The 21,994-nt window shown below is 71.3% G+C and carries 21 protein-coding genes; 10 read left to right on the top strand and 11 right to left on the bottom strand.

Going from position 1 to position 21,994, the window contains the following annotated elements; genetic code table 11:
• The first annotated feature begins 12 nt into the window (after positions 1–12).
• The 3 genes from EWH70_RS01485 to EWH70_RS01475 all read left to right on the top strand — a co-directional run bounded on the left by EWH70_RS01485 (position 13) and on the right by EWH70_RS01475 (position 1,534).
• Positions 13–471, top strand: a complete 459-nt coding sequence (locus tag EWH70_RS01485) for a hypothetical protein (RefSeq protein WP_130473353.1) — start codon at positions 13–15, stop codon at positions 469–471.
• 64 nt (positions 472–535) lie between these two features.
• Positions 536–808 carry a GlsB/YeaQ/YmgE family stress response membrane protein gene (locus tag EWH70_RS01480; protein WP_130473352.1) on the top strand — a complete coding sequence of 91 codons (273 nt, stop codon included), beginning with the start codon at positions 536–538 and terminating at the stop codon, positions 806–808.
• A gap of 3 nt (positions 809–811) precedes the next feature.
• The gene (locus EWH70_RS01475; RefSeq protein ID WP_130473351.1) at positions 812–1,534 is read left to right on the top strand and encodes an aminoglycoside 3'-phosphotransferase; all 723 of its coding nucleotides are present in this window, start codon (positions 812–814) and stop codon (positions 1,532–1,534) included.
• Here the strand turns inward: EWH70_RS01475 and EWH70_RS01470 are convergent.
• Complete coding sequence (locus EWH70_RS01470; RefSeq protein WP_130473350.1) at positions 1,514–2,305, bottom strand: endonuclease/exonuclease/phosphatase family protein; 792 nt, start codon at positions 2,303–2,305, stop codon at positions 1,514–1,516. The two genes, EWH70_RS01475 and EWH70_RS01470, sit on opposite strands and share 21 nt — an antisense overlap.
• 1 nt (position 2,306) lies before the next feature.
• A complete protein-coding gene (locus EWH70_RS01465) occupies positions 2,307–3,068 on the bottom strand; it encodes a glycosyltransferase family A protein (RefSeq protein WP_130473349.1) in 762 nt (253 codons plus the stop codon).
• Between the two features lie 77 nt (positions 3,069–3,145).
• On the opposite strand from EWH70_RS01465, the gene EWH70_RS01460 reads away from it, so the two are divergent.
• The 3 genes from EWH70_RS01460 to EWH70_RS01450 all read left to right on the top strand — a co-directional run bounded on the left by EWH70_RS01460 (position 3,146) and on the right by EWH70_RS01450 (position 7,566).
• Entirely contained in the window at positions 3,146–4,351 is a 1,206-nt protein-coding gene (locus tag EWH70_RS01460) for a hypothetical protein (protein WP_130473348.1), read from the top strand.
• A gap of 89 nt (positions 4,352–4,440) precedes the next feature.
• Positions 4,441–5,616 carry a PQQ-dependent sugar dehydrogenase gene (locus tag EWH70_RS01455; protein WP_130473347.1) on the top strand — a complete coding sequence of 392 codons (1,176 nt, stop codon included), beginning with the start codon at positions 4,441–4,443 and terminating at the stop codon, positions 5,614–5,616.
• A gap of 852 nt (positions 5,617–6,468) precedes the next feature.
• Positions 6,469–7,566, top strand: coding sequence for a hypothetical protein (locus tag EWH70_RS01450; RefSeq protein ID WP_130473346.1), 1,098 nt, complete (start codon positions 6,469–6,471; stop codon positions 7,564–7,566).
• Here EWH70_RS01450 and EWH70_RS01445 read toward each other — a convergent pair.
• The 6 genes from EWH70_RS01445 to EWH70_RS01420 all read right to left on the bottom strand — a co-directional run bounded on the left by EWH70_RS01445 (position 7,547) and on the right by EWH70_RS01420 (position 16,557).
• A complete protein-coding gene (locus tag EWH70_RS01445) occupies positions 7,547–8,914 on the bottom strand; it encodes a purine-cytosine permease family protein (RefSeq protein WP_130473345.1) in 1,368 nt (455 codons plus the stop codon). The genes EWH70_RS01450 and EWH70_RS01445 overlap by 20 nt on opposite strands.
• A complete protein-coding gene (locus EWH70_RS01440; protein ID WP_205669000.1) occupies positions 8,907–9,383 on the bottom strand; it encodes a cupin domain-containing protein in 477 nt (158 codons plus the stop codon). Before EWH70_RS01440 ends, EWH70_RS01445 begins: the two co-directional genes overlap by 8 nt.
• Before the next feature lie 61 nt (positions 9,384–9,444).
• Positions 9,445–10,683, bottom strand: coding sequence for a glycoside hydrolase family 27 protein (locus EWH70_RS01435; RefSeq protein WP_240686730.1), 1,239 nt, complete (start codon positions 10,681–10,683; stop codon positions 9,445–9,447).
• A 22-nt stretch (positions 10,684–10,705) separates the two neighbouring features.
• Entirely contained in the window at positions 10,706–14,425 is a 3,720-nt protein-coding gene (locus tag EWH70_RS01430; protein WP_130473344.1) for a glycoside hydrolase family 2 TIM barrel-domain containing protein, read from the bottom strand.
• A gap of 140 nt (positions 14,426–14,565) precedes the next feature.
• Entirely contained in the window at positions 14,566–15,414 is an 849-nt protein-coding gene (locus EWH70_RS01425) for an SAM-dependent methyltransferase (protein WP_130473343.1), read from the bottom strand.
• Between the two features lie 234 nt (positions 15,415–15,648).
• A complete protein-coding gene (locus EWH70_RS01420) occupies positions 15,649–16,557 on the bottom strand; it encodes an aminoglycoside phosphotransferase family protein (protein ID WP_130473342.1) in 909 nt (302 codons plus the stop codon).
• A 204-nt stretch (positions 16,558–16,761) separates the two neighbouring features.
• On the opposite strand from EWH70_RS01420, the gene EWH70_RS01415 reads away from it, so the two are divergent.
• A complete protein-coding gene (locus EWH70_RS01415) occupies positions 16,762–17,127 on the top strand; it encodes a hypothetical protein (RefSeq protein WP_130473341.1) in 366 nt (121 codons plus the stop codon).
• Here the strand turns inward: EWH70_RS01415 and EWH70_RS36055 are convergent.
• From EWH70_RS36055 to EWH70_RS01400, 3 genes are read right to left on the bottom strand one after another with little or no spacing between them, the layout of a single operon-like run.
• Positions 17,097–17,864 (bottom strand): helix-turn-helix transcriptional regulator, encoded by a 768-nt coding sequence (locus EWH70_RS36055; protein ID WP_240686729.1) that lies wholly within the window; start codon positions 17,862–17,864, stop codon positions 17,097–17,099. The genes EWH70_RS01415 and EWH70_RS36055 overlap by 31 nt on opposite strands.
• A gap of 37 nt (positions 17,865–17,901) precedes the next feature.
• Positions 17,902–18,720, bottom strand: coding sequence for an alpha/beta hydrolase (locus EWH70_RS01405; protein ID WP_130473340.1), 819 nt, complete (start codon positions 18,718–18,720; stop codon positions 17,902–17,904).
• Between the two features lie 24 nt (positions 18,721–18,744).
• A complete protein-coding gene (locus EWH70_RS01400; RefSeq protein WP_130473339.1) occupies positions 18,745–19,335 on the bottom strand; it encodes a hypothetical protein in 591 nt (196 codons plus the stop codon).
• Positions 19,336–19,398: 63 nt separating this feature from the next.
• Between EWH70_RS01400 and EWH70_RS01395 the strand changes: the two genes are divergently transcribed.
• The 3 genes from EWH70_RS01395 to EWH70_RS01390 all read left to right on the top strand — a co-directional run bounded on the left by EWH70_RS01395 (position 19,399) and on the right by EWH70_RS01390 (position 21,843).
• Positions 19,399–20,550, top strand: a complete 1,152-nt coding sequence (locus EWH70_RS01395) for a PucR family transcriptional regulator (protein ID WP_130473338.1) — start codon at positions 19,399–19,401, stop codon at positions 20,548–20,550.
• A gap of 102 nt (positions 20,551–20,652) precedes the next feature.
• Positions 20,653–20,814 carry a hypothetical protein gene (locus EWH70_RS35355; RefSeq protein ID WP_165436106.1) on the top strand — a complete coding sequence of 54 codons (162 nt, stop codon included), beginning with the start codon at positions 20,653–20,655 and terminating at the stop codon, positions 20,812–20,814.
• Between the two features lie 135 nt (positions 20,815–20,949).
• The gene (locus tag EWH70_RS01390; RefSeq protein ID WP_240686728.1) at positions 20,950–21,843 is read left to right on the top strand and encodes a glycoside hydrolase family 43 protein; all 894 of its coding nucleotides are present in this window, start codon (positions 20,950–20,952) and stop codon (positions 21,841–21,843) included.
• The last annotated feature ends 151 nt before the right edge of the window (positions 21,844–21,994 follow it).

The following is a 21,994-nucleotide window of genomic DNA, read 5'->3' as shown; positions in this document are numbered from 1 at the left end:
GGGAGACGGCCCATGCACCTGGCCACCTACGTCGGCTTGCTGCACACCTCGCTGGGCACGCTCGCCGACGCGTTTCGCCGGGTCGGTGACGGCCACGCCGAGGAGCCGGACGTGCAGCAGCTGTGCCACCTGCTCGCCGGCCGCACCGAGCGACAGGCCGAGGCGCTGGAGCCGGTGGTGCGGCGCTACGGCGAGCAGCGGGAGGACGAGCCGGAGCGGCTGCACGCGGCCGGGATGGACGACGTCCGCGGCGGTGCCGTCGGCCTGCTGCGGGACCTGCAGGACCTCTACACGCTGGCGTCGCTGGCCGACATCACCTGGACGGTGGTCGGCCAGGCAGCGCAGGGGCTGGCCGACCACGAGCTGCTGGAGATCGTCGACTCCTGCGAGAAGGAGACGAGCAGGCAGCTGGGCTGGTTGCTCACCCGGATCAAGCAGGCGGCACCGCAGGCCCTGATCGCCGCGTCGTGACGTGCCGCCGTTGTGGATCTCCAGTAGCGTGACGGTGGAGGATCTCACAACTACGGGGTGACACATGTTCTGGACGATCGTGGGCTGGATCGGGTTCGGCCTCATCGCCGGTTTCATCGCACGGGCCCTGGTTCCCGGCAAGGACGACATCGGCCTGCTGATGACCATCGTGATCGGCATCGTCGGCTCGGTGGTGGGCGGTTTCCTGTTCGGGCTGCTGACCGTGGGCCTGCGTGGCTTCCAGCCCGCGGGCTGGATCGGGTCGGTCATCGGCGCGATCATCGTGCTGGTGATCTACAACAAGGTCACCGGCCGCAAGCGCCGAGCCCGGACGTAGACCGTGCCGGTCCCACCCGCCGTCACCGCCGTCGTCGGTGACGGCGCCGAGTGGTCGGCGGATCACGAGGGACAAAGCGGCGGCGTCTGGAAGACCACCGGCGCCGCCGGCACCTTCTTCGTCAAGCACGGCGAGGACGCCGCTCGCGAGCACGACCGGCTGCGCTGGCTCACCGGCCGGGTGCCGGTGCCCGAGATCGCGGCGTTCACCGGCGACTGGCTCGTCCTCGCCGACGCGCGTGCCGTATCCGTGGCCACCGAGCCGCCTGCCGACCCCGGCGCGGCGATGGGCGCGATCCTGCGCCGCCTGCACCTGCTCCCGGTGGCGCGGTGCCCGTTCGACGCCCGGACACCGGTGACCGTCGGCCAGGCCAGGCACAACGTCGCCGCCGGGCTCGTCGACGCGGACGACTTCGACGACGACCACGCCGGTTCCACCCCCGGTGAGCTGCTGGACCGGCTGGTCGCGTTGTGTCCCGCCGACGAGGACCTGGTGGTCAGCCACGGCGACTTCACCGCCGAGAACGTCCTGCTGCGTCCCGACGGCTCGGCGCTGCTCACCGACGTGTCCCGGCTGGGTGTCGCCGACCGCCACCGGGACATCGCGCTGGCCTGCCGTGGCCTCACCGGCGACCAGGCCGGCTCGTTTCTCGCCGCCTACGGCCTGATCGACCGGCCGGACCCCGCCCGGCTGTACTGGTACCGGCTACTCGACGAGTTCCTGTGAGCGCAGGTCCGCGGTGACGCCGAAGTGGTCGCTGGCCCACACCCTGCCACGCGGCACGTCGAACACGAGCCGGCAGTCCGACGGCAGCAGCCCGGGTCCGGCGTCGGTCTCCCGCACGAGCAGGTAGTCCAGCCTGCGGCCGCCGTCGCCCACGACGAGCGGGTTCACCGCGCTGTAGGTGTGCCCCGGCTCGCCGGGATGCAGCCACTCCCACACGTCGCGGTAGCGCACGCTGGTGCCGCACAGTGACTGCAGGCCGCGCCAGAACCGCATGCTGGCCGCGTCCGGGGTGGCGTCGAAGTCGCCGGCCACCACCACCGGCAGGTCCCGGTCGGCCACCGTCCGCTCGATCAGCCGCGCGGCGAACACCGCCTGCAGCTCCCGTTCGTGCTCGTGTGCCAGGCGGTACGACGGCTTGTGATTGACGAACCAGATCGGCGACGGCCCCAGCACCTCGACCATGCCCACCCAGGCCGCGAACTCGGCGAGGTCGACCCGCTGTGTCGCGGGCATGCGGAACTGGCGTACCTGCCCGATGGGCAGCCTGCTGGCGATCGCCGATCCCCTGCCGTCCGCGTCGGGATCCTCCTGGTGCACGACCGTGTAGTCGTCACCGAGCAGATCGGCCACCTGGTCGTAGCCGCCGGTCCGGACCGACTCCTGGAACGCCACCACGTCGGGTGCCAGCTCACGCAGCCGCTCGGCCAGGACCACCCGGCGTGCCGTCCAGTCGCCGTACCGGGCCCACAGGTTCAGCGTGAGGATCCGCATCTCACCGATGGTTCCACGCCGGACCGCGGGACAGCAGCTCGACGCGCTGCCGGACCAGCGTCCGATGCGCCCCCCCCCCGGCGAATTTCGAGGTTTCCCTCCGCCGCGACAGCTGGCGGGGATGCTTGCGGTAGCGCAGGGTCGCCGCGTCGGCCAGCACGCCGTCGGCCACGGCGGACGCGGCCATGAGCAGGCCGGTGTCCTCCATGCCGTGCAACGCCGTCCAGCCGCCCAGTTCGACGACCAGCTCGCGATGCCACAGCACCCCGGCGGGGTGAATGGGCGGGGGCCGCGTGGGGTCACGCAACCATTCCTCGGCCAGCTTGCCCCTCGGCAGCGGCCCCGGGCTCACCGGCAGCGGGTGGTCCCGCAGGCTGCCGCCGGGCAGCAGGTCCCGGGCGTGGCCCGCGGCGAACCCTGCCGACGGCGCGGCACGCAGCGCGGCGAGCAGGGTCGTCAGCGCCGCCGGCTCCAGTTCGTCGTCGGCGTCGAGGTTCTGCACGTACGGCGCGCCGGTGCGGGCGAGGGCGATGTTGCGGGTCACGGCCGGCCCGGCGCTCTCGCCGTTGCCCGCGAACGAGACCCGGTCGTCGGACAGGGCGCCGGTCACGGCCAGTGCCGCCGTCACCCCCGCGTCGTCCCAGCCGTCGAACTGCACGAACCACCGCCAGTCCGGGTGGGTCTGGTCCCGCAGGGAGCGGTAGGCGTCCGGCAGGAAGGAGGCATAGTCCGCGTGTACCGCGGTCACCACGTCAACCCGCACGGCCGTAGTGTCTACCACCCGTGACCGCCCGACTGTGGTAGGTAGTGGGACAGCACACCCATGGCTTGAGGGGACTCATGGACGAGCGCGCACTGACCGAGACCCTGCGGCACGCCGCCGCCACGGGTTCGCGGGAGCTGGACCGGATCTGCGAGACCGCGGCCAAGGATCTGATCGCCGCCGGCGTCGAGCCGCCGTTCCGGGTGGAGTCGGCCGACTTCGCCACCGACCCGTTCCTGATCTGCGCCGACCGCTACTGGCGGCTACGTTTCCTGGACCGCCCGACCGTCGACACCGCCGTCCGCTGCCGCCAGTGGATGACCCGCCACGTCGATCCCGGCCACCACGACGCGGTCGAACAGAAGTGGGCGCTCGGGTACGCGTTCGTCACCAGGGACAGCGTGGAGTCCGCCGGTGAGCTGACCGAGGCCGTCGCGGCGATCCTGAGCGAGCACCGCGGCGACGCCGGTATCGCCTACTTCGCCACGCTCTACCACGCGGGCAAGCTCCGGGCGAACTTCGTCTTCGACGACCTGCGCACGTTCCTCGACTCGTCGCCGCTGGCTCTGGCGTGCGACCAGCATCGGGAGGATCCGCTGTTCGTGGCGCTGGAGGCGTTCGCCGCGTTCGGCAGCCGGGTGGTGCGGGCCGAGCACGCCCGCACGTTGCTCGACCGCGCCTGGGACTCCCCCGGCCGCGGCTACGCGGTCATCGACCTCTGCCTCCACGCGCTCGCGGCCTGTCCGCCGTTCGACGGGCAGCCCGAGCTGCTGCGGTCCCGCGCCGAGCAGGCCGTCGCGGCGCATCCCACATCCGCCATCTTCCGGTTCCGGCTGGCTGCCGGGCAGCGGATGTGCCAGGACTTCGACGCCGCGCTGGACAGCATCGACACGGCGCTGCGGCTGCTGCCCGCCATCGGTTCCCGCAGCAGCCACAACGAGTTCCAGCAACAGTTCCTCGTCGAACGGGCCACCATCCAGCAGGGACAGCAGCTGGCCACCTGGACCGCCGAGCAGAAACGGCAGTGGACCCGTCAGCAGGAGAGCACCGACGACCTGCGCCGCACCCTGCAGACGTCGACGGTGCGGGCGATCGAGCTGGTCACGGTCTTCACCGCGGCCATCGCCTTCGCCGTCGGCTCGCTGCAGGTCACGCTGGCCGGGACATTGTCGGTCGGTGACCGGGTGCTGATCATCGCTACGTTCGGCACCGGCCTGCTGCTGTTCGCGCTGCTGGTCATCGGCGGCACCTGGCTGATCACCCGCAGGCGCCGCCGCCGGTGAAACCGGACGAACTCACTTATGGAGGTACCGCGGCGCGCCCGGCGCTTGGTTGAATTGGATTAGACCATTCAACGGCGTTTGGAGCTCACATGTCGCGACGACACCTGCCCGTGGTCGCCTCGCTGGCCGTGCTCACGTTGCTCGGCACCGCGATGCCCGCGGCGAGCGGGACGGAGACCCGTGCGGGCGTACCGCTGGACCAGCTGACCGCTACGGCCACCGAGGTCGCCACCGGCCTGCGCAACCCGACCGCGATCACCGCGCTCAACGACGGCAGCGGCCGCATCGCGGTCACCGAGAAGCGCGGCGTCGTCCGTGCCTACCACCCGCGGACCGGCCTGGCCGCCGAGCCCCTGCTCGACATCAGCGACAAGGTGAACGCGGCCGACGTCGAACGCGGCCTGCTCGGTCTCGCCATCGCCACGGACAGGCAGGTCTACGTCGCCTACACCCGCAAGTCCGACAACGCCGTGACGCTGGGGCGGACCAGGTTCGGCTCCAACCAGGTGCAGGAACTGCTCTCCCAGGAGCATTCGCGCTACCCCAACCACAACGGCGGGCAGCTGGCGTTCGGCCCGGACGGCAAGCTGTACTGGGGCATCGGTGACGGCGGCGGCGCGGGCGACCCGCTGGCCACCGGGCAGAAGCTGGACACCCTGCTGGGCAAGATCCTGCGGATCGACGTCAGCCGTGCCTGCGCCCCGCTGCCGTACTGCGTCCCCGCCGACAACCCGTTCGTCCGCACCCCGGGCGCCCGCCCGGAGATCTGGTCCTACGGCCTGCGTAACCCGTGGCAGTTCTCGTTCGACCGGGCGGACAGGTCGCTGTGGATCGGCGACGTCGGGCAGGGCCGCTTCGAGGAGGTCGACCACATCGGCGGCAACCAGGGCGGGGTCAACTTCGGCTGGTCGTGCAAGGAGGGCCCGGTGGTCTACGACGAGACCCGGTGCAGCCCGGACGCGAAGTACACCGACCCGGTGTTCCACTACATCTCCGGCGAGCAGGGCTGTGCGGTGATCGGCGGCTACGTCTACCGCGGCAGGAAGTTCGCCGGCCTCGCGGCGGGCACCTACCTGGCGACCGACTTCTGCCGCGGCACGGCGTGGGCGGTGCGCAAGAACGCCGACGGCACCTACGCCAGCGGCCAGATCGGCCAGTTCCCGCTCGACGCGACCGCGTTCGGCACCGACGCCCAGGGTGAGCTGTACCTGGCCGACGAGGTACCCGGGCGCCTGCACCGGATCTCGTTCGCCAAGAAGGGCTGACAGCGGCGGCAACCGGCTGCGCGCCACAGCACGTGAAGGCCCCCTTCATCACATGAGACGTCAGGGTCCCGGCAAAGTCCGGTGACCGCGGCCGCAGCGCTGCTGCGAAGGGCACCTTGGTGGCGAGATTCGCCAGGATGGTGCCGTTGGCTGCGAGTGTGGGGTCTCGTTCGTGTGACCGGCGGTGCCGTTGTGGTGGCCGGTCAGCTGGGTTGGTGTGAAGGCCGAGTTCCTGTCGTCTGACTTGATGAAGGTGGCCTTCATGCGCTTCCCGGCCCGGCTCCCGCCGCCTCGGCGAGCACAACGTGCACAACAGGCACAACGCGCTCAGCAGTCCCACCGGCCACCACGAACGAGACCCTCGCACGTCGGGCACAAGCACGTGAAGGCCACCTTCACCACATGAGACGTAATGAAGGTGGCCTTCACGAGCTTTACCCAGGGCCGGTGTCTCGCCGTCTGGAACCGGCGTGCCGGACAGTGGGACCAGGCGGACGGGAACGTGCAACTCGCGGGTCCGCAACGGTCGACTCGCGGGTCGGGAACGGAGGACTCGCACGAACGGCCCAGTCGCGCGGGCGACCGGCGGCACCACGTGAGAACCCGATCCACATGGTGAGTTCTGCGCTCACGCACGCGAGTTCTGCATTCCGGCACGCGAGTTTTACGTTCCGGCACGCGAGTTCCACGCTCGAGACCAGCCACCTCGCCTGCCCGCCACCGGACCTTTGCCGGACCCTGGCGTCTCATGCCGTGGGGGCACCTTCACGGCACCGGCACCAGGGGGCGCGGAGTCCGGCAGGAGTGTGCCAACCGGGACGGGTCCCGGTGCCGGTGAGGTATGAATGAGTAGTGACCAGCAGACCACGGCGGCTGCTCACCGAGGCGGCGGAGCAGGCGGGTTTCGGCAGGGTCGTCCGGATCCACTACCAGTACAGCAGCCTGGCCGCGGTGATCACGCTGCTGACGCTGACCTCCGTGCCCGCCGCCATCTCGGTGCTTCCGCTGCTGCTGGAGGACACGCCGTACTGGCGGCTGCCGATCGTCGGCTGGGCCGCGCTGCTGTGCCTCGGCCTGCTCTGGCTGCGCTGGGGCCCGGTGGCCAGCCTGGAGGGCAGGCACTACCTCGCCGTCGCCGAGGGCGGGCTGGTGGTCTGGCAGACCGGGCTCGACGTCAGCCCGACACCCGTTCCGTGGGACCGGCTGTCCCTGCGGATTGTGGGAACGGTGCCGAACACCCGCCAGGAACTGGTGTGGACCGAGGACGGCGAACGGCAGGTCCTCCCTGTCCCCTCGATGAGCAGGCACGACGACCTGCTCCGCGCCGTCCGCCAGGGCGGCCCGCTCCTGCCGCTGTCCAAGGGACGGGTCGCACTCCGCGCCACCACCGGCATCGCCGCGGCCGCCGCCCTCTGGTTCGCCATTCTGCCCGAGACGGTGAACCTGGTGGCGGGACGGCCACCACACCACATCAAGGACTTCGGCCGGATGTGCTTCGGCGGCGAGCCGTTCGGCCGCGCCGCCGAATACACCGGCCCCGGGCCGCACCCGGTGGCCGTCTTCCTCGGCACCGACAGCGAGGACTCCTACCCCGAGCACACGGCCGGTTTCGCCGAGAGCGACGAGCGCTGGCCGCCGGCCACGGAACTGCAGCTCGTGGCATGCGCCCGCCTGGTCGGGACCAACGACAGCGGCTCGAAGAGCTGTTCCTACTCGGGCGGCTACTCGACGTCGTCCTCCCAGGGCCGCTGGCAGGTCGAGGTGTACGAGGCCCGTACCGGCCGCCCGGTCCACTCCTTCCCCGCCGACGGGACCATGCCGGAACCCGGCTGCTCGCCGCGGATCATGGTGAACCCGGACTCGGACCGCAGCAGCGACTACGAGACACCCCCGGACGACGCCGCCTTCGACGCCGCCCTGCACCCCCTCGTCACCAATCCCGCTCCCTAGACCGGCGCATCAGCACGGCGTACAGCACACCGGGCACGACCAGTCCGAGCACCCACGCCAGATCGGCCCCGCCCAGCAGCCCGACCAGCACGCCGACGTACACACCGTCCACATTGGAGAACGGCACCTGGACCAGCATGCCGGCGACGTAGGCGAGCAACGCCGGTGCCGCCCAGCGGCCGTAGCGGCCGCCCGGGTCGTAGATGGCGTCCAGGTCGTAACGTTCCTTGCGCACCAGGTAGAAGTCGACCAGGTTGATCGAACTCCACGGGGTGAGAAAGTACAGCAGGAAGTGCAGGAACAGCACGAAGTTGCCGAGAAACTCACCGCGGCCCAGCACCGCGATCACGCCACCGAGCACCCCGACCGCCGCGATGTAGCCGATCCGCGCCGCCTGCGAGAGCGCCACCTTCCTGCTGACGGCGGTCAGCGTGGTGGCGACCGTCATGTAGCCGCCGTAGATGTTGAGCACGTTGACGGTGAACTTGCCCAGCGCGATCGCCAGCAGCAGCGGGACGACCAGCGCCTCTCCCCCGAGCCCGACGATGTAGGCCACCTCGCGGCCCTTGAACGCGTTGCCCGCGACGGCGTAGGCGAGCGCGCCGAACGACATGGCCCAGGCCGCGCCGAGGACGGTACCGCCGTAGGTCCACCAGAACGTCGACCGCACCGACGTCGTGGCAGGCAGGTACCGCGAGGTGTCGGCCACGTACGGGCCGAACGTCAGCTGCCAGGACGCGGTCAGCGACAACGCCAGCAGGAACTTGGGCAGGTCCAGCCGCGGCTCGGCGAGCACCGCGCCGAGGTCGTGGCCACCGACCAGCCGGACGCTCAGGTACACGAACACGACCACCGACAACGCCGAGGCCACCCAGCCGAACCGGTGGATCAGCCGGTAGCCGACGACCGCGATCGCCGCCGACGCGGCGGCGTAGCCCACGATCGCCACGTCGGTCGGCAGGCCGGTGATCTGGGCGACCGCCTGCCCGCCGAGCACGTTGCCGCTGGCAAAGTAGCCCAGGTACATCACGACGACCAGCAGCAACGGCAGCACGGCGCCGTAGACGCCGAACTGCGCCCGCGACTGGATCATCTGCGGGATGCCCAGCCGCGGCCCCTGGGCGGCGTGCAACGCCATCGGCACGCCGCCCAGCGCGTTGCCCAGCACGACAGCGACCAGCGCCCACAACGGGTGCACGCCGACCAGCACCGTCAGCGCCCCGGTCACCGCGGCGGTGATCTGCATGTTCGCCGCGAACCACAGCGTGAACAGGCTCCGGGGGTGCCCGTGCCGCTCGGCCTCGGGAACCGGGTCGATGGAACGCCGCTCGATGGCGGCCTCAGGCACCGTCCACCGAACCGGGCGGCAGGAAGTTCACGTCGCACTCGGCCGACCGGCGCACAGCCTCCTCCAGGTCGTCGAGGTCGTGCAGCCGGTCGAACAGCTCCGCCAGCCGTCCCGCCGGGCTCACCCAGAACAACGCGCGGGTGGGCGCCTCGCTGCGGTTGTAGTACGCGTGCGGCAGGCCCTTCGGCATCCGCACGGTGTCACCGGGCCCGGCGGTCTCCCACTGGCCGTCCAGGTACAGCGTGAACACACCGTCCAGCACGTAGATGTGCTCGTCCTGGGTGGGGTGGACGTGTGGTGGCACGCCGGTGCCCGGTGGGTCGTAGGTCTCGAAGGCGAAGCTCGACTCGCTCGACGCCTTCATGGAGTAGGTGTGCCCGAGCACGTTCCACACCTTGCTCCGCATGCCCTCGCCCGCGAGCGTGATCCCCTTGGGCAGGGGCCCCAGCACGATCTCCTCGCCGGTCACGAATCCTCCTCGACGTCGTGGTCGGTCCGATACTGCCAGTGACCCGCCGCGCGGACCAGCCTCACGTCAGCGGCCGCACCCGCAGCAGTACCACCCCGTGTACCGGCACCTCCGCCGACAACTCGCCCCGGCTCACCGACTTCCGCCCGGTCCACAGGTCGGTGACCAGGTGCGGACCCGGGCGCAGCCCCACTTCCCCGGTCCGCGCGGTGATCCGCGCGGCCCGCTCGGACCGGTTGAACAACGCCACCGCGACGTCACCGCCGGCCAGCGGCCGGGCCCAGACCTCCAGGTCGCCGTCGTCGCGTACCCGGTCGGCGGCGACGCCGCGGCGGTCCTGGCTGACCGCCAGCACGCCGCGGTTGGTGAGGATCTTCCTGATTTCGCCCGGCATGGCCCGCAGGTCGTTGCCCGCGATCATCGGCGCAGCCAGCATGGCCCACATACTGAAGTGCGCCCTGGCCTCGGTGTCGGTCAGGCCGGGGAAGCCTTCCACGTTGTACACCCCGACCTCGAGCATGTCCGGGTCGTTCCAGTGCCCCGGCCCCGCCCAGTCCCGCAGCGGCTCGGTGACGTCGATGATGTCGGTGACGCCCATCGGATAGGTGTTGGGGTTGCCGGTGCGCCACACCGGCTTGATGTCCTCGGTGGTGCGCCACTGGTCGGCGATCGCGGACCAGTCGTACTTCGCGCCGTTCTTCTCGTCGTGGTAGCTGTTGGCGTTGATGCTGTAGACGATGTCGCGGCCGGTGGACCGCAGCGCGTCCCGCATCACGGTGAACGCCGCGATCTGGTCGGCCAGCGTGCCCTCCGGCGAGCACCAGTCGTACTTGAGGTAGTCCACGCCCCACTCGGCGAACGTGCGGGCGTCGCGCACCTCGTGTCCCCTGCTGCCGGTGGCGCCCGGGTAGGCGCCACCGCGCTGCGCGCAGGTCTTCTCGGTCGGCACCTGGTAGATGCCGAACTTCAGGCCCTTGCCGTGGATGTAGTCGGCCAGTGCCTTGATACCGCTGGGAAACCGTTGCGGGTGCGCCCGCAGGCTGCCGTCGGCGGCACGCTGCGGATCGAACCAGCAGTCGTCGATCACCACGTACCGGTAACCGGCGCGGGCCATCCCGGACGACACCATCGAATCCGCGGTGTCGCGGATCAGCTGTTCGTTGATGTCGCAGCCGAAGGTGTTCCACGAATTCCAGCCCAGCGGCGGCGTGGGGGCCGGTTCGGCCGCGGCGGCGGGAACCGCCTGCGTGCAGGCCAGCACGAGCACGCAGGCGGCCGCGATCTTCCCTGACAACGTCACGTCAACCGTCCTTTCCGGACTGTCAGGCGCCGGCGGGCAGGCCGGCGCGCGCCTCGGCCGGGGTGAGCGGCCGCAGCGTGAGGCTGTACTCGTAGGTGGCGTCGGCGGCGACCTGGTACTGCTTACGCACCGGGTTCGGGGTGTCGCCGACACCGGTGGCCGCGTGACTCGCGTGCAGGGTGAACCAGCCCTTGTTGCGCTGGAGCTGGAACGGGTACGCGGCCCGGTCCAGGTCGTCGAAGGGGGTCACGCTGACGTCCTTGGCACCGGCGACGAGCAACCCGCCGAGCCTGCCGTCGGACAGCAGCGCCCACCGGCTGTCGGTGTGGTTGCCGTAGTCCTGCGGCCGGTGGTAGTCGACGTACTGCTCGTCGACGGTGCTGGAGTGCACGCCGATCGGGGTGCCGTCGCGGCGGTCGTTGTAGCTCTCGTCGCGGCGGCCGTACCAGCTGAACCGGTCGAACGAGTCGGGCACGGCCAGCGACACCCCGATGCGTGGCAGGTACGGCAGTGTCCGCACGCTGCCCTGGGGCACGACGCGGTGATCCAGCTTCAGCTCGCCCGCCGGGGTGACGGTGTAGGTCATGGTCTGGTCGAACCACGCACCCGCCACGTCCGGTGCGGCGACCCGGGAATCGACGACGATCCGCGGGCCGGGTTCCACCCGGACGCCGGTGACGGTGGTACGCAGGCGGTCCAGCCCGGCGCGGCGCCAGTCCTCCCCTTCCGCACGGCCCCAGGCCCAGGTCTCGTTGCTGATCGGTGCCCGCCAGGCGTCCAGTTTCGGGCCACCGGCCAGCAGTTCCTTGCCCTGCGCGCGGATCGAGGACAGCGTGCCGGTGTTCTTGTCCACGGTGTAGACGGTCCGGCCGGCGGTGGCGGTCACCGCGGTGGCCGTCTCGGTCACCTGGGCGGCCCCGGCCGTCCCGGGCCGGTCGAGCCCGGGGATCCGCTTGCCGCCCAGCGTGAACTGGTCGTGGGCGAGCACGTGACCGTCGGCGGTGACGGCCTCCACGGTCAGGAACCGTTCGCGGTCACCCGGGTTGGGCGGGATCGCCGGCCGGACGGTCACGGTGGCGTCCGGTCCGGCCCGCAGCGGCTGCCGCGCGCCGGCCACCTGCCGGGTCCCCTCGGTGACCTGCCAGCGCAGGGTCAGGTCGTCGGTGCCGGTGAACTGCCGTTCGTTGCGGATCGACAGCGCGCCAGCGTCGAAGGCGAACCGGATGGGCTGGTGGGCCCACGCCAGCTGGGTGGTCTCCGGCTGCGGTTGCCGGTCCGGGGTGATCATGCCGTCCACACCGGACATCGTGGAACCGTAGGACAGGTGGGTGCCGCGCTGGTGGATCTCGTCGAAGTCCAGTGCCAGCACCGGTTTCGGCGCGGCTTCGCGGGTACCCAGTTCGGCGGGTGTCAGTGCCCGGTCGTAGATCCGGACGTCATCCACCGTGCCGTGGGCCATCCTGCCGACCTCGCTGGGGTCGTTCCAGGACATCTCGAAGTCCCGCCCGATGTTCACCTCGGCCGAGGATCCGTCGATGGGGCCGTCGAACGGTGTGCTGGCGACCTGCCTGCCGTCGATGAACAGGCGGACCGCGGTGCCGTCGTAGGTGCCGCTGACCCGGTGCCAGTTGCCGTAGAAGTCGGCAGGCACCTTGGCCTGGGCGGTCCGCCACGTTCCACTGTGGATGAAGAACTCCAGGGTGTCCCTGTCCTTCATCTTCAGTGCGTACTGGTGATCGCCCTTGCCGACGATGCGGAAGTCACCGGTCCACGGCGCCGGTTTGACCCAGGCGTCCAGGGTGACCGCCTTGCCCGTGATGTCGAGCTTGCGGTCACGGTAGACCTCGACGAAGTCGTCCAGGCCGCTCAGGTGCAGTGCCTTGCCCGCCTGGGCGTCGCGGCCGGGCACATGTTCCGGCATTCCGGACAGGTGGGTGGAGATGTTGTTGCCGGACCGGTCGGGCACGATGCGGATGTCCTGCCGGATACTCTGCTCGGCCCAGTCCCAGATGAATCCGCCCTGGGTGGCCGGGTTGGCCCGGATGATGTCCCAGAACTCGCGGAAGTTGCCGAGGCTGTTGCCCATCGCGTGGGCGTACTCGCCGAAGATGAGCGGCTTGGTCGTGGTCCGGGCCTGTTCGGCGAATTTCTCCGGCGACGGGTAACGCGGTCCCCAGATGTCGGCGAACGGCGCGTCACCGTCGGGGTTGTTGGACTGGTGGTAGATCGGCCGGGTCGGCTCGTTGGCGTCCAGCCACTCGGCCATCGCGAAGTGGTGGGCGCCGAGACCGGCCTCGTTGCCGGTGTCCCAGAGGAAGACGCTCGGGTGGTTCTTGTCGCGTTCCACCATGCCGATCAGCCTGTCCAGGAAGGCGTTCTTCCATTCGGGCTGGTTGGCCTGGCACCACTTCGAGCAGTCCTCGTGGTTGTGCGTCTCGATGTCGACCTCGTCGCCGATCCAGATGCCCTGCCGGTCGGCGAGGTCGTAGAGGTAGGGGTCGGACGGGTAGTGCGAGGTACGCACGGCGTTGACGTTGAGCTGCTTCATCAGTGCGACGTCGCGTTCCTGCGCGGCACGGGTGGCGTGCCGGCCGGTACGGGGGTCGGTCTCGGCGCGGTTGACGCCCTTGAACAGCACCCGCTTTCCGTTGACCAGCAACTGCTTTTCGCGGATCTGGAGTTCCCGGAAACCGGTGGTCTCGCTGGTGATGTGGGTCGTGCCGTCGGGCGCGGTGAGCGTGAGCACCACCGTGTACACGTTGGGCGTCTCGTCGGTCCACTTCGCCGGGTTGCGCACCGGCATGGTCAGGTTCGCGGTCGCGTCCGGGCCGGTGACGTCGACCTCGGTGGCGGCCGTGGCGACCTCGGCGCCGCTGGCGTCGCGCAGGCTGGCGGTGAGCCGGTGCCTGCCGGTGGTGCCGCCCGCCTTGTGGCCCAGCTCGACGGCGGCGGACAGCGTCGCGTCGGTGTAGGTGTCGTCCAGGTCGGTGCGCAGGGTGACGTCCTCGACGTAGGTGGACGGCGTCGACCGCAGGCTGACCGAGCGGAAGATCCCGGCGTAGCGCCACTGGTCGACGTCTTCGAGGTAGGCACCGGCGCTCCAGCGGTGCACCTGCACCGCGACGCGGTTCTTGCCGGGGCGGAGCGCGGCACCGATGTCGAACTCGGCGGGCGTGTAGCCGCCCTGGTCGTAACCGACGTAACGGCCGTTGACCCAGACGAAGTACGCCGAGGTGACGCCCTCGAAGCGGAGGAAGGTGCTGCGGCCCGACCAGTCGGCCGGCAGGTCGAAGTCGCGGACGTAGGCGCCGGTCGGGTTGACGTCCCTCGGCACCTTCGGCGGGTCGTCCGGCTGGATCTCGGTGGCGATGTTGCGGAAGATCGGGTGATCCAGGCCGTCGGTCTGCCAGGTGTGCGGGACGTTCACCTGCCGCCAGTCCGACACGTCGTAGCCGTCGGCGTGGAAACCGGCGGGGACCTCCTCGGGCCGGTCGGCCATGGCGATCCGCCACTGCCCGTCGAGGCTGCGGGTGAACGGCGTCTCCGGGGCGCCCTTGGCGGCGGAGTCCGCGTCGGCGTAGGGCAGCAGGCTGGCGTGGGCCGGCTCCTGGTTCTCCCCCACCTTGCTCGGGTCTTCGAGGTAGGAGTACAGGTCACCCGGCGGTCCGGCCGACGCCGGAACGGCGACGACCATGGTCAGCGGAAGCACGAGGGCAGCGAGCAGCCCACCGCGGCGGCGCATGTTGAACCTCCATGTTCAAACAAGATCGAACATGAGACAACAACAATTCACGGTATACGTCAATAGTGCGTTAGGAGGACTGTTAGCGCTCACACACGGCCCGAGCACCCGACTTTCGCCGTGTACGCCAGGGGCAGGAGTCAGGGCTTGCGGCCGAGCCCGGCGTAGCCGCTGCTGCTCGACGGGTTGCCGGCGAACTCCCGCGTCGCCGGCGAGGGCCGCAGGTCGGGCCGCCACTGCGGGATCCACACCACGCCGGGGTCGACCAGCTCCCAGCCGTCGAAGAACCGGGTGAACTCCGCCCGGTCGCGCATGTGCAGCTCGGTGCTGTGCTGCCGGTACTGCTGGCGGACCTCCTCCCGGCGGTCGCCCTCCTCCGTCGGCTCGTCGTCGACGGTCAGGTGCGAGCACAGGAAGTACGAGCCCGACGGCAGCAGGTCGCGGTAGTGCCCGATGATGGCGTGCGGGTTGTCCTCCGGGCCGACGAAGTAGAGAACGCCGACCACGATCAGGCCGATCGGCTGCGACGGGTCGAGCACCCCGGTGTCCAGCGCCCGGCGCCAGATCGTCTCCGGATCACGCAGGTCACCCTGGATGACCGCGTGCCGCTTCGGGTCGCCCTCGCGCTCCAGCAACACCTTCGAGTGGGCCACCGCGACCGGCTCGATGTCGACGTAGACGCACCGGCTGCCCGGGTTGACCTCGTCGGCGATCTCGTGGACGTTGCCCACGGTCGGCACGCCGGAGCCGAGGTCGAGGAACTGGTTCACGCCCTGCTCGGCGAGGTACTGCACGCCGCGGCCGAGGAACTCCCTGCCCACCTTCGCCAGCACCCGGACCCCGGGGAACGCCGCGACCGCCCTGGCGCCGAACTCCCTGTCGATGGCCCAGTTCGCCGTGCCGCCGAGGAACCAGTCGTAGATCCGCGCCGGGTTGGGGTGTTCCAGGTCGACACCCTCGGGAACGAAGTCGGGATCCTGGGCCGCCATGCGCACTCCTCACCGGTTCGGTTGTCGCCGTTCACCGTAGCGGACGGCCCGCCTCCGCCCGCCGGACCCGGCGGAAAACCACGAGCGTCCCCGGCCGGTCGCGGCCTACGCTCCCGCGTCTCGTGATCATCCGCCGGCAAGGAGCGTCCGGCATGCCCGCGTGGCTGCTCACGCCGGGCCTGCTCCGGCTGGCCGCCCGGGCCGGCCGCCGGAGCCCGCCGGACACTGAGCCCGTCATCGCCGGTACAGCAACAACGTCCGGGCGATACCGACCTGCTCCGGGTCCATTGTGGACTTTCCGTCCTCGATGTCCCAGAGCGCGTTCTGCAGGACCCTGCCCAGGGTCCAGCCTGCCGCACGCGGACGGTCCAGTCCGAGTGCCTCGGTCATCAGGTCGAAACGGCGGAGCACGCCGCGAACCGTGCCCGCGCCGTCGTCCCACGGGTCGCCGAGTGCGGGCAGCAGCTCGAAGCCCGGGTCGCCCGCCAGCGGGACCGGGTCGATCGCGATCCACGGTTCCCGTTGCCCGGCAAGGACGTTGTCCCGGTGCAGATCCCAGTGCAGCAGCCGGTCGCCCGGCTCGGGCACCAGCTCGGCCACCGCCCCGGCGCAGACCCGCAGCAGGGCCCGCTCGCCGGGGTCGGCCAGCGCGGGCAGCGCGCGCCCGGTGTCGTCGACCATCGCCGCGGCGATGTCGCCCAGCCGCCGCATGCCGGGCGGGGCCGGTACGGCGACGAGCCGCGCGAGCAGGCCGGTGACGACCCGCAGCCGCGCGTCGTCGTCGCGCAGCGCGGACAGCGGCCGGGCGGCGTCGAGTCGTTCCAGCAGCATGGTTCCGGTGGGCTCGTCCAGGTCGAGCAGGTGGACGATGCCGTCACCGTTCCACCGCCGCAACGCCGCCGGTGCGCCGGCGTTCTCGTCGGTGACCGGCTGGAACTTCAGCACGGCCCGCAGGCCGTCGTCGCGTACCACCGGGACGACGAGCGAGCCCATGCCGTGCGCGGACGGGCCGTCCGGCCGGACCGCCCAGCGGTCCATGCAGTCGCCGATCAGCGACGGCAGCCCGGCCACCCAGGTGCCGTGCTCGTCGCGGTGCAACGCGGTGAACGTGTCGGGAATGTCGACGGATGCCGACGGTGACATCGGTGTTTCTCCTTCGTGGGATGGGATTTCACTGGCCACGAAGGAGCGCGGGGGTGCCCGGATGCCGGGCTGGCGTCAACGCATGCCCGCGATGCTACCGAAAAACGATCATCGGGGTTACGTACAACTGCGTATGGAGCCGCGGGCCCGCCGGGTGGTGTGCTGTCGCTGTCTCACAACGGCATTCGGCAAGGGGGAAGGTCAGTGGACAGGACAGAGGTGGTGGACCGCGGGACGGCGGTGGGGCCGAACATCCTGCGGGTCGGTGACTCCTACATCTGCTCGGGTATCGAGCCGACGTTCGTGCCCTTGGGTGGCGATCACGTGCGGCAGGTGTTCATCGAGCTGCCGGTCCGGTTCGTCGGGCGGCCGACGGTCACGGCACTGGTGCATCCGAGGGAGAACCCGGCGGCGGGCGGGGTCGCCTTCGTGGTCTACAACGTCACGGTGACGCCGCTGGGCACGACCGGGACGCAGATCAAGATCTCGGCGACGAACAACGCCGTCGGCGTGGGGGCCGGCGGGCTGTTCGAGTGCGACTACGTGGTGGTCGGCCAGGCCGCCACCTGACCGGTCAGCGCGGCCACCAGTCCGGTGCGGTTGGTCAGGCCGAGCGTGCGGTAGGTCAGCTCCAGGTGTTTGTGGACGGTCCGGGGACTGATCGCCAGTTCACGGGCGATCTCCCGGTCCGTCCGGCCCCTGGCGACCAGCCCGGCGATCTGGCGCTGCCTCGGGGTGAGGCAGGCCAGGACCTCCGGACGCGGCTGTGCCGCGAGCAGCCGCTGCCAGGCCAGCGCCCTGGCCAGGTGCGGCGCGATCAGCTCGACCAGCATCCGGTCGCGTGCGGTGAATCCGCTGCGGGAGCGGTTCACGGTCAGCACGCTGCCGTGCCGGTCGTCGACGCCGACCACGCACAGCAGCTGGTCGACGGTGCCTCTCGGCCGGTAGAAGTCGGTGTACAGCGGCAGGCGCCGCAACTGCCGCATGCCGGCGAGATCGCTCAGCGCGACCGACCCGCCCACCGTCAGCCTGCCGGTCCGGTAGGCGGCGAAGCCGGGGTGCTGGTGGACCAGCGCGCCGAGTTCGGGGCTGCCGGAGAGGTTGGCCTCCGGCCGGTCGGTCACGGCGCCGAGCACGCGGCCGGTGACGTGGTCGGTCTGGACGCACGCCGCGGCATCGCTGCCGACCAGCCGTGCCAGCAAGGCCAGGCCCGCACCGGAGACCTCGGCTTCGTGCCCGCATTCGGTCAGCGCGCCCACCACGTCCAGCGCGCCCCGCAGGTCACGTGCGTCCAGCTGCTCGCCCACGGGTGCAAGAGGCGGCGATGGGCCGCCAGATACGCCGTCAGGCCGCCAGCCGCGCGCGGAACCATCCGGTGAGGATCTCGTCGACCGCCCTGGCGGCGGGCAGCTGTGGCGCCGGCTCGAGGCCCGGTTCGTCGGCCAGCGGGTGCGCCAGGCCGGGCACGGTGACCAGCTCGACGTCGGCCGGGCGGTCGTAACGGCCGCGCAGGGTGGCGACCAGCTCGGCGGCGTCGGCGCGGAAGCCGGGGTGGTCCTGTTCGCCGCTGACCAGCAGCAGCGGCGGCTGCGCCGCGATGTCCGCGGCACGGGCGACGAAGTCCAGTTCACCGGCGGTCCGCTCGGCTTGCTCGGTCCACCGGTACGGGTGCCCGGCCAGGCCCTCGGCGAGCCCGACCGCCGACCGCACCCGCACCGCCGGGTTGACCAGCGCGACCGACCTGAGCGGGATCTCCGAGGTGGTCAGCACCCGCAGGGCGACGGCTCCGCCGAGCGAGGCGCCGAGCACGCTGACCGGCCCGTCGCCGACCGGCAGCTGGTCGCGCAGCGCGGCCAGCGCGGCGGGAAACTCGGCGGCGGCCTGCCGGGCGAACGGCGCCAGGAAGGACAGCAGCACGTCCTCGCGGGCCAGCGCGACGGCGGCGTCGAGCCGGCCGTCGACCATCCGCGCGCCACACATCGGCATGCCGAGGTGGACCCGCCAGGCCGGTACCCCGGTCATCGGCAGCGCCGCCGCGAACGCCGCGTCCGTCCGCGGCGCGTCCAGCATGTGCCAGGTGACGATCAACGGCGCCGGGCCGCCGCCCTCCGGTGCCAGTGCCGTGTACGGCACGCCCGCCGCGGTACCCGTGATCGTCTCCATGCCGTCACGGTATTCGGCGCGGTGTCAGTCCCGCGGCGGTGGCCCCAGGATGTCGGCGTACTCGGCGTGCACGGTCGCGTCGTCCTCGGCGTCGAGGCCGAGGTCGCGGCGCATGGCCGCGCGCAGCAGCCGGTACTCCCGCAGGCCCTCGTCCCAGAGCCGCTGCTCGTCGGGGTGGCGTGGCGTGTTCAGCAACCCGATCGCGACGGTGGACCGGCGCAGCATCGACTCCCGCAGCATCCGGCGGACGCTCTCCGGCGCGTGGACGTTGATCGTGCCGAGGGAGTCGCGGGCACGCGCGGCCACCTCCCGCAGCTCGGCCTCCAGATGCTCGTCCAGTTGGCCGTCGGCGATTTCCCTGGCGCGGTAGAGCACCCAGTCGAACGCCTCGATCGCGCCGACGACCTCGGCGTAGGCCTGCGCCCGCCCCTCGTAGCTGCGATTCTCCCGTTCCCGCTCGCGTTCCCGCTGCCAGCGCAACTCCTCGCGGGCGGTCTCCCGCCGCCATCTGCGGTCCTCGCGCCATCCGGCGACCAGTTGCGCGCCGATCACCCCGGCGAGCCCGAGAAGGCCGACGACGATGGGAACCCACAACGGAACCTGGCTGCCTGACACGGCCCCACAGTAGGGCGTGCGGTGCTGTTACGTTGCGGTGGCTGCCAGAAAGGGGCGGGACGGATGACCGTCGGCCAGTGGAGTGACCGGGTGGGCCGGATCCTGCGCGAGATGGCTGCCGACCAGGGCGTGCTCGACGAGGTCGTGGCGACGGCACGGGCGGCGGCGCCCGAGGTGGCCCGGCTGCCCGAGGCGGAGAACCGGCGGCACATCGCGGTGCTGCTCGCCGCGGGCCTGGCGCTGTTCGACGAGGCGGCCGAGCCCGACGACAGCGGCTTCGCCGCGGCTGCCTCGCTCGGCGCCGACCGCGCCGCCCAGGGTGTGCCGATCACGGCGCTGCTGCGCGGGGTGCAGGCCGGGCGCAGCCGGGCGGTGGAGATCGCCATCGCGCGGGGGCGCGCGGCCGGGGTGCCCGAGCAGGTACTGGTGGAGACCCTGCTCGACGTGGACCGGCACATCGGCGAGCTGGAACGTCAGGTCATCACCGGCTACCACACGGCGGAGCTGGAACTGTCCCGCACCGCCCGCGACGCGCGGACCCAGCTGCTGCGCCGCGCCGTCCTGGGCCGGCGGCCGTCCGACGAGGAGCTGACCCAGGCCGGGATCTGCCCGGACGGCCCGCAGCACTGCCTGGTCTCCGACGTCAGCGACCCGGTGCAGGCCCGCACCCTGGAGCACGAACTCGGCGAGGGCGTCTTCGGCCTCGTCGACGGCCGGCTCACCGGTCTGCTGCCCCGGCTGCCGGCCCCCGGCGCGGGTGGGACGGCGCTGACCGTGGTGACCCCCGCCGTTCCGCTGGACGAGATCCCCGCGCTGTACTCACTGTGCGTCACCGCCCTCGGCACGGCGAAACGCCGTCGTGCCCGCGGCAGGCACCTGCTCACCGAGCTGGCCGGCGAGGTGGCCCTGGCCGCCCAGCCCGCGCTGGGCGCGCTGCTCGGCACCACCCTGCTCGGCGCGCTCGACCCCGCCGACCGGTTCCACCGGCAGCTGGCGTTCACCGCGCTGGCGTACCTGGACAACGACCGCAGGCTCGACCACACGGCCGCCGCCCTGCATGTCCACCCGAACACGGTTCGGTACCGATTGGACCGGCTGCGCGAGATCACCGGGCTGTCCGTCGAGGCGGGAGCCCCCGGTGATCAACCGGGCGTCCTACGAGGTCTACGCATGTGGTGGGGGTTGCGCTCCTGGCTGGATCAGCCTGAGGTATGACTCCGGTTTGCCTCCCCGGATCGACACGCACCGCATTCGCGCTGGGCTAACGTTGTCACAACGTCAAGGTATTTTCACCGACCGAACGCCGGAGGCCGCGAAATGGTTGAAGATTCGATCGGACCTGAGCTGGGAACATTGGAGCGGCAGGAAAACTTCTTCGCCCACGTTGTCGATCCGATGGTCGAGGAAGCGCGGCAGATCGGCGTCTCCATGCCCGCGTTGATGGTGCACATCATCGAACAGGTCTCGCACGAAGCGTAGGTCCACAGCCGACATTCCCGGCACGGTCGGGTGATCGTCGCCGTTTGCGGGCATGACCGCGCCGCCGCCGGGTTACCCGGACCGGCAACGGCGGCGGAAGGCGGCAGCGTGCGGTGGAGTTCGGCAGTCTTGTCGGTGACGTTGGGGGCGGCCCTGCTGACCGCTCCCCCGGCGGCCGCGGTGGAACCGGTCCTGCTGATCAACCAGGATTTCGCCGATCCCGACGTGCTGCGTACCGGCGACGGGTTCACCGCGTTCGCCACCGGCGGGCAGGCCGGACGCATCCCGGTGGCACGCGCACCATCGGCGACGGGCCCCTGGACCGTCGGCGGTGACGCCCTCGCCGACCCCCCTCGCTGGGCCGACGGCGACGGCAGGTTCTGGGCGCCCGACGTGTCGTCGCGGGGCGGCGACTTCCTGATGTATTTCGCCGCCCAGCCCGCTGGCACGGACCGGTTGTGCATCGGCGCGGCACTCTCGGCCGAGGCGGCCGGTCCCTACCACCCCGTCGGCGACGCTCCGCTGGTCTGCGTACCGGAGGACCACGGCGACATCGACCCGGAGTCGTTCGTCGACGCCGACGGCCGCCGGTACCTGCTGTACAAGAGCGGCACGGTCCCGTCGGGGATCTGGCTGCAGGAGGTCACCGCCGACGGCCTGGGCCTGGCCGGGCAGCGGCGGCTGATCCTGCGGGCCGACCGGCCCGGGGAGAACGGGGTGGTGGAGGCACCGGCGATGGTGCGGGTGCCGCGCGGCTACGTGCTGCTCTACTCCGGCGACCGGTTCGACAGCACCGGCTACCACACCGGATACGCCACGGCGCCGGCCCCGGCCGGCCCGTTCACCAAGGCGGCGGAACCGTTGCTGACGACCGCCGAGGTCGGCGGCGCCGTCGACGGGCCCGGTGGCGCGGACGTGGTCGACGGCAGGATCTACTTCCACGGCTGGCTCAACGGGCAGCGGATCGCGCGCGGGGTCTACTCGCTGCCGGTGCGGTTCGAGCCCGGCGGCCGCCCGGTCATCGGCTGATCCCGGCTCCTGTCCCGCGCCAAGCACGTGAAGGCCACCTTCAGCACGTCACACGTCATGGCCCCGGCAAAGTCCAGGTGTGGGCAGGGCGAGGTGGCTGGTCCCGAGCGTAGAACTCGCGTGCCGGAACGTAGAACTCGCGTGCGTGAGC

The organism is Amycolatopsis suaedae (genome assembly GCF_004214935.1).
Lineage (GTDB): Bacteria > Actinomycetota > Actinomycetes > Mycobacteriales > Pseudonocardiaceae > Amycolatopsis > Amycolatopsis suaedae.
The sequence above is the reverse complement of the archived record's forward strand: the minus strand, read 5'-3'. Positions and strand labels throughout refer to the sequence as shown.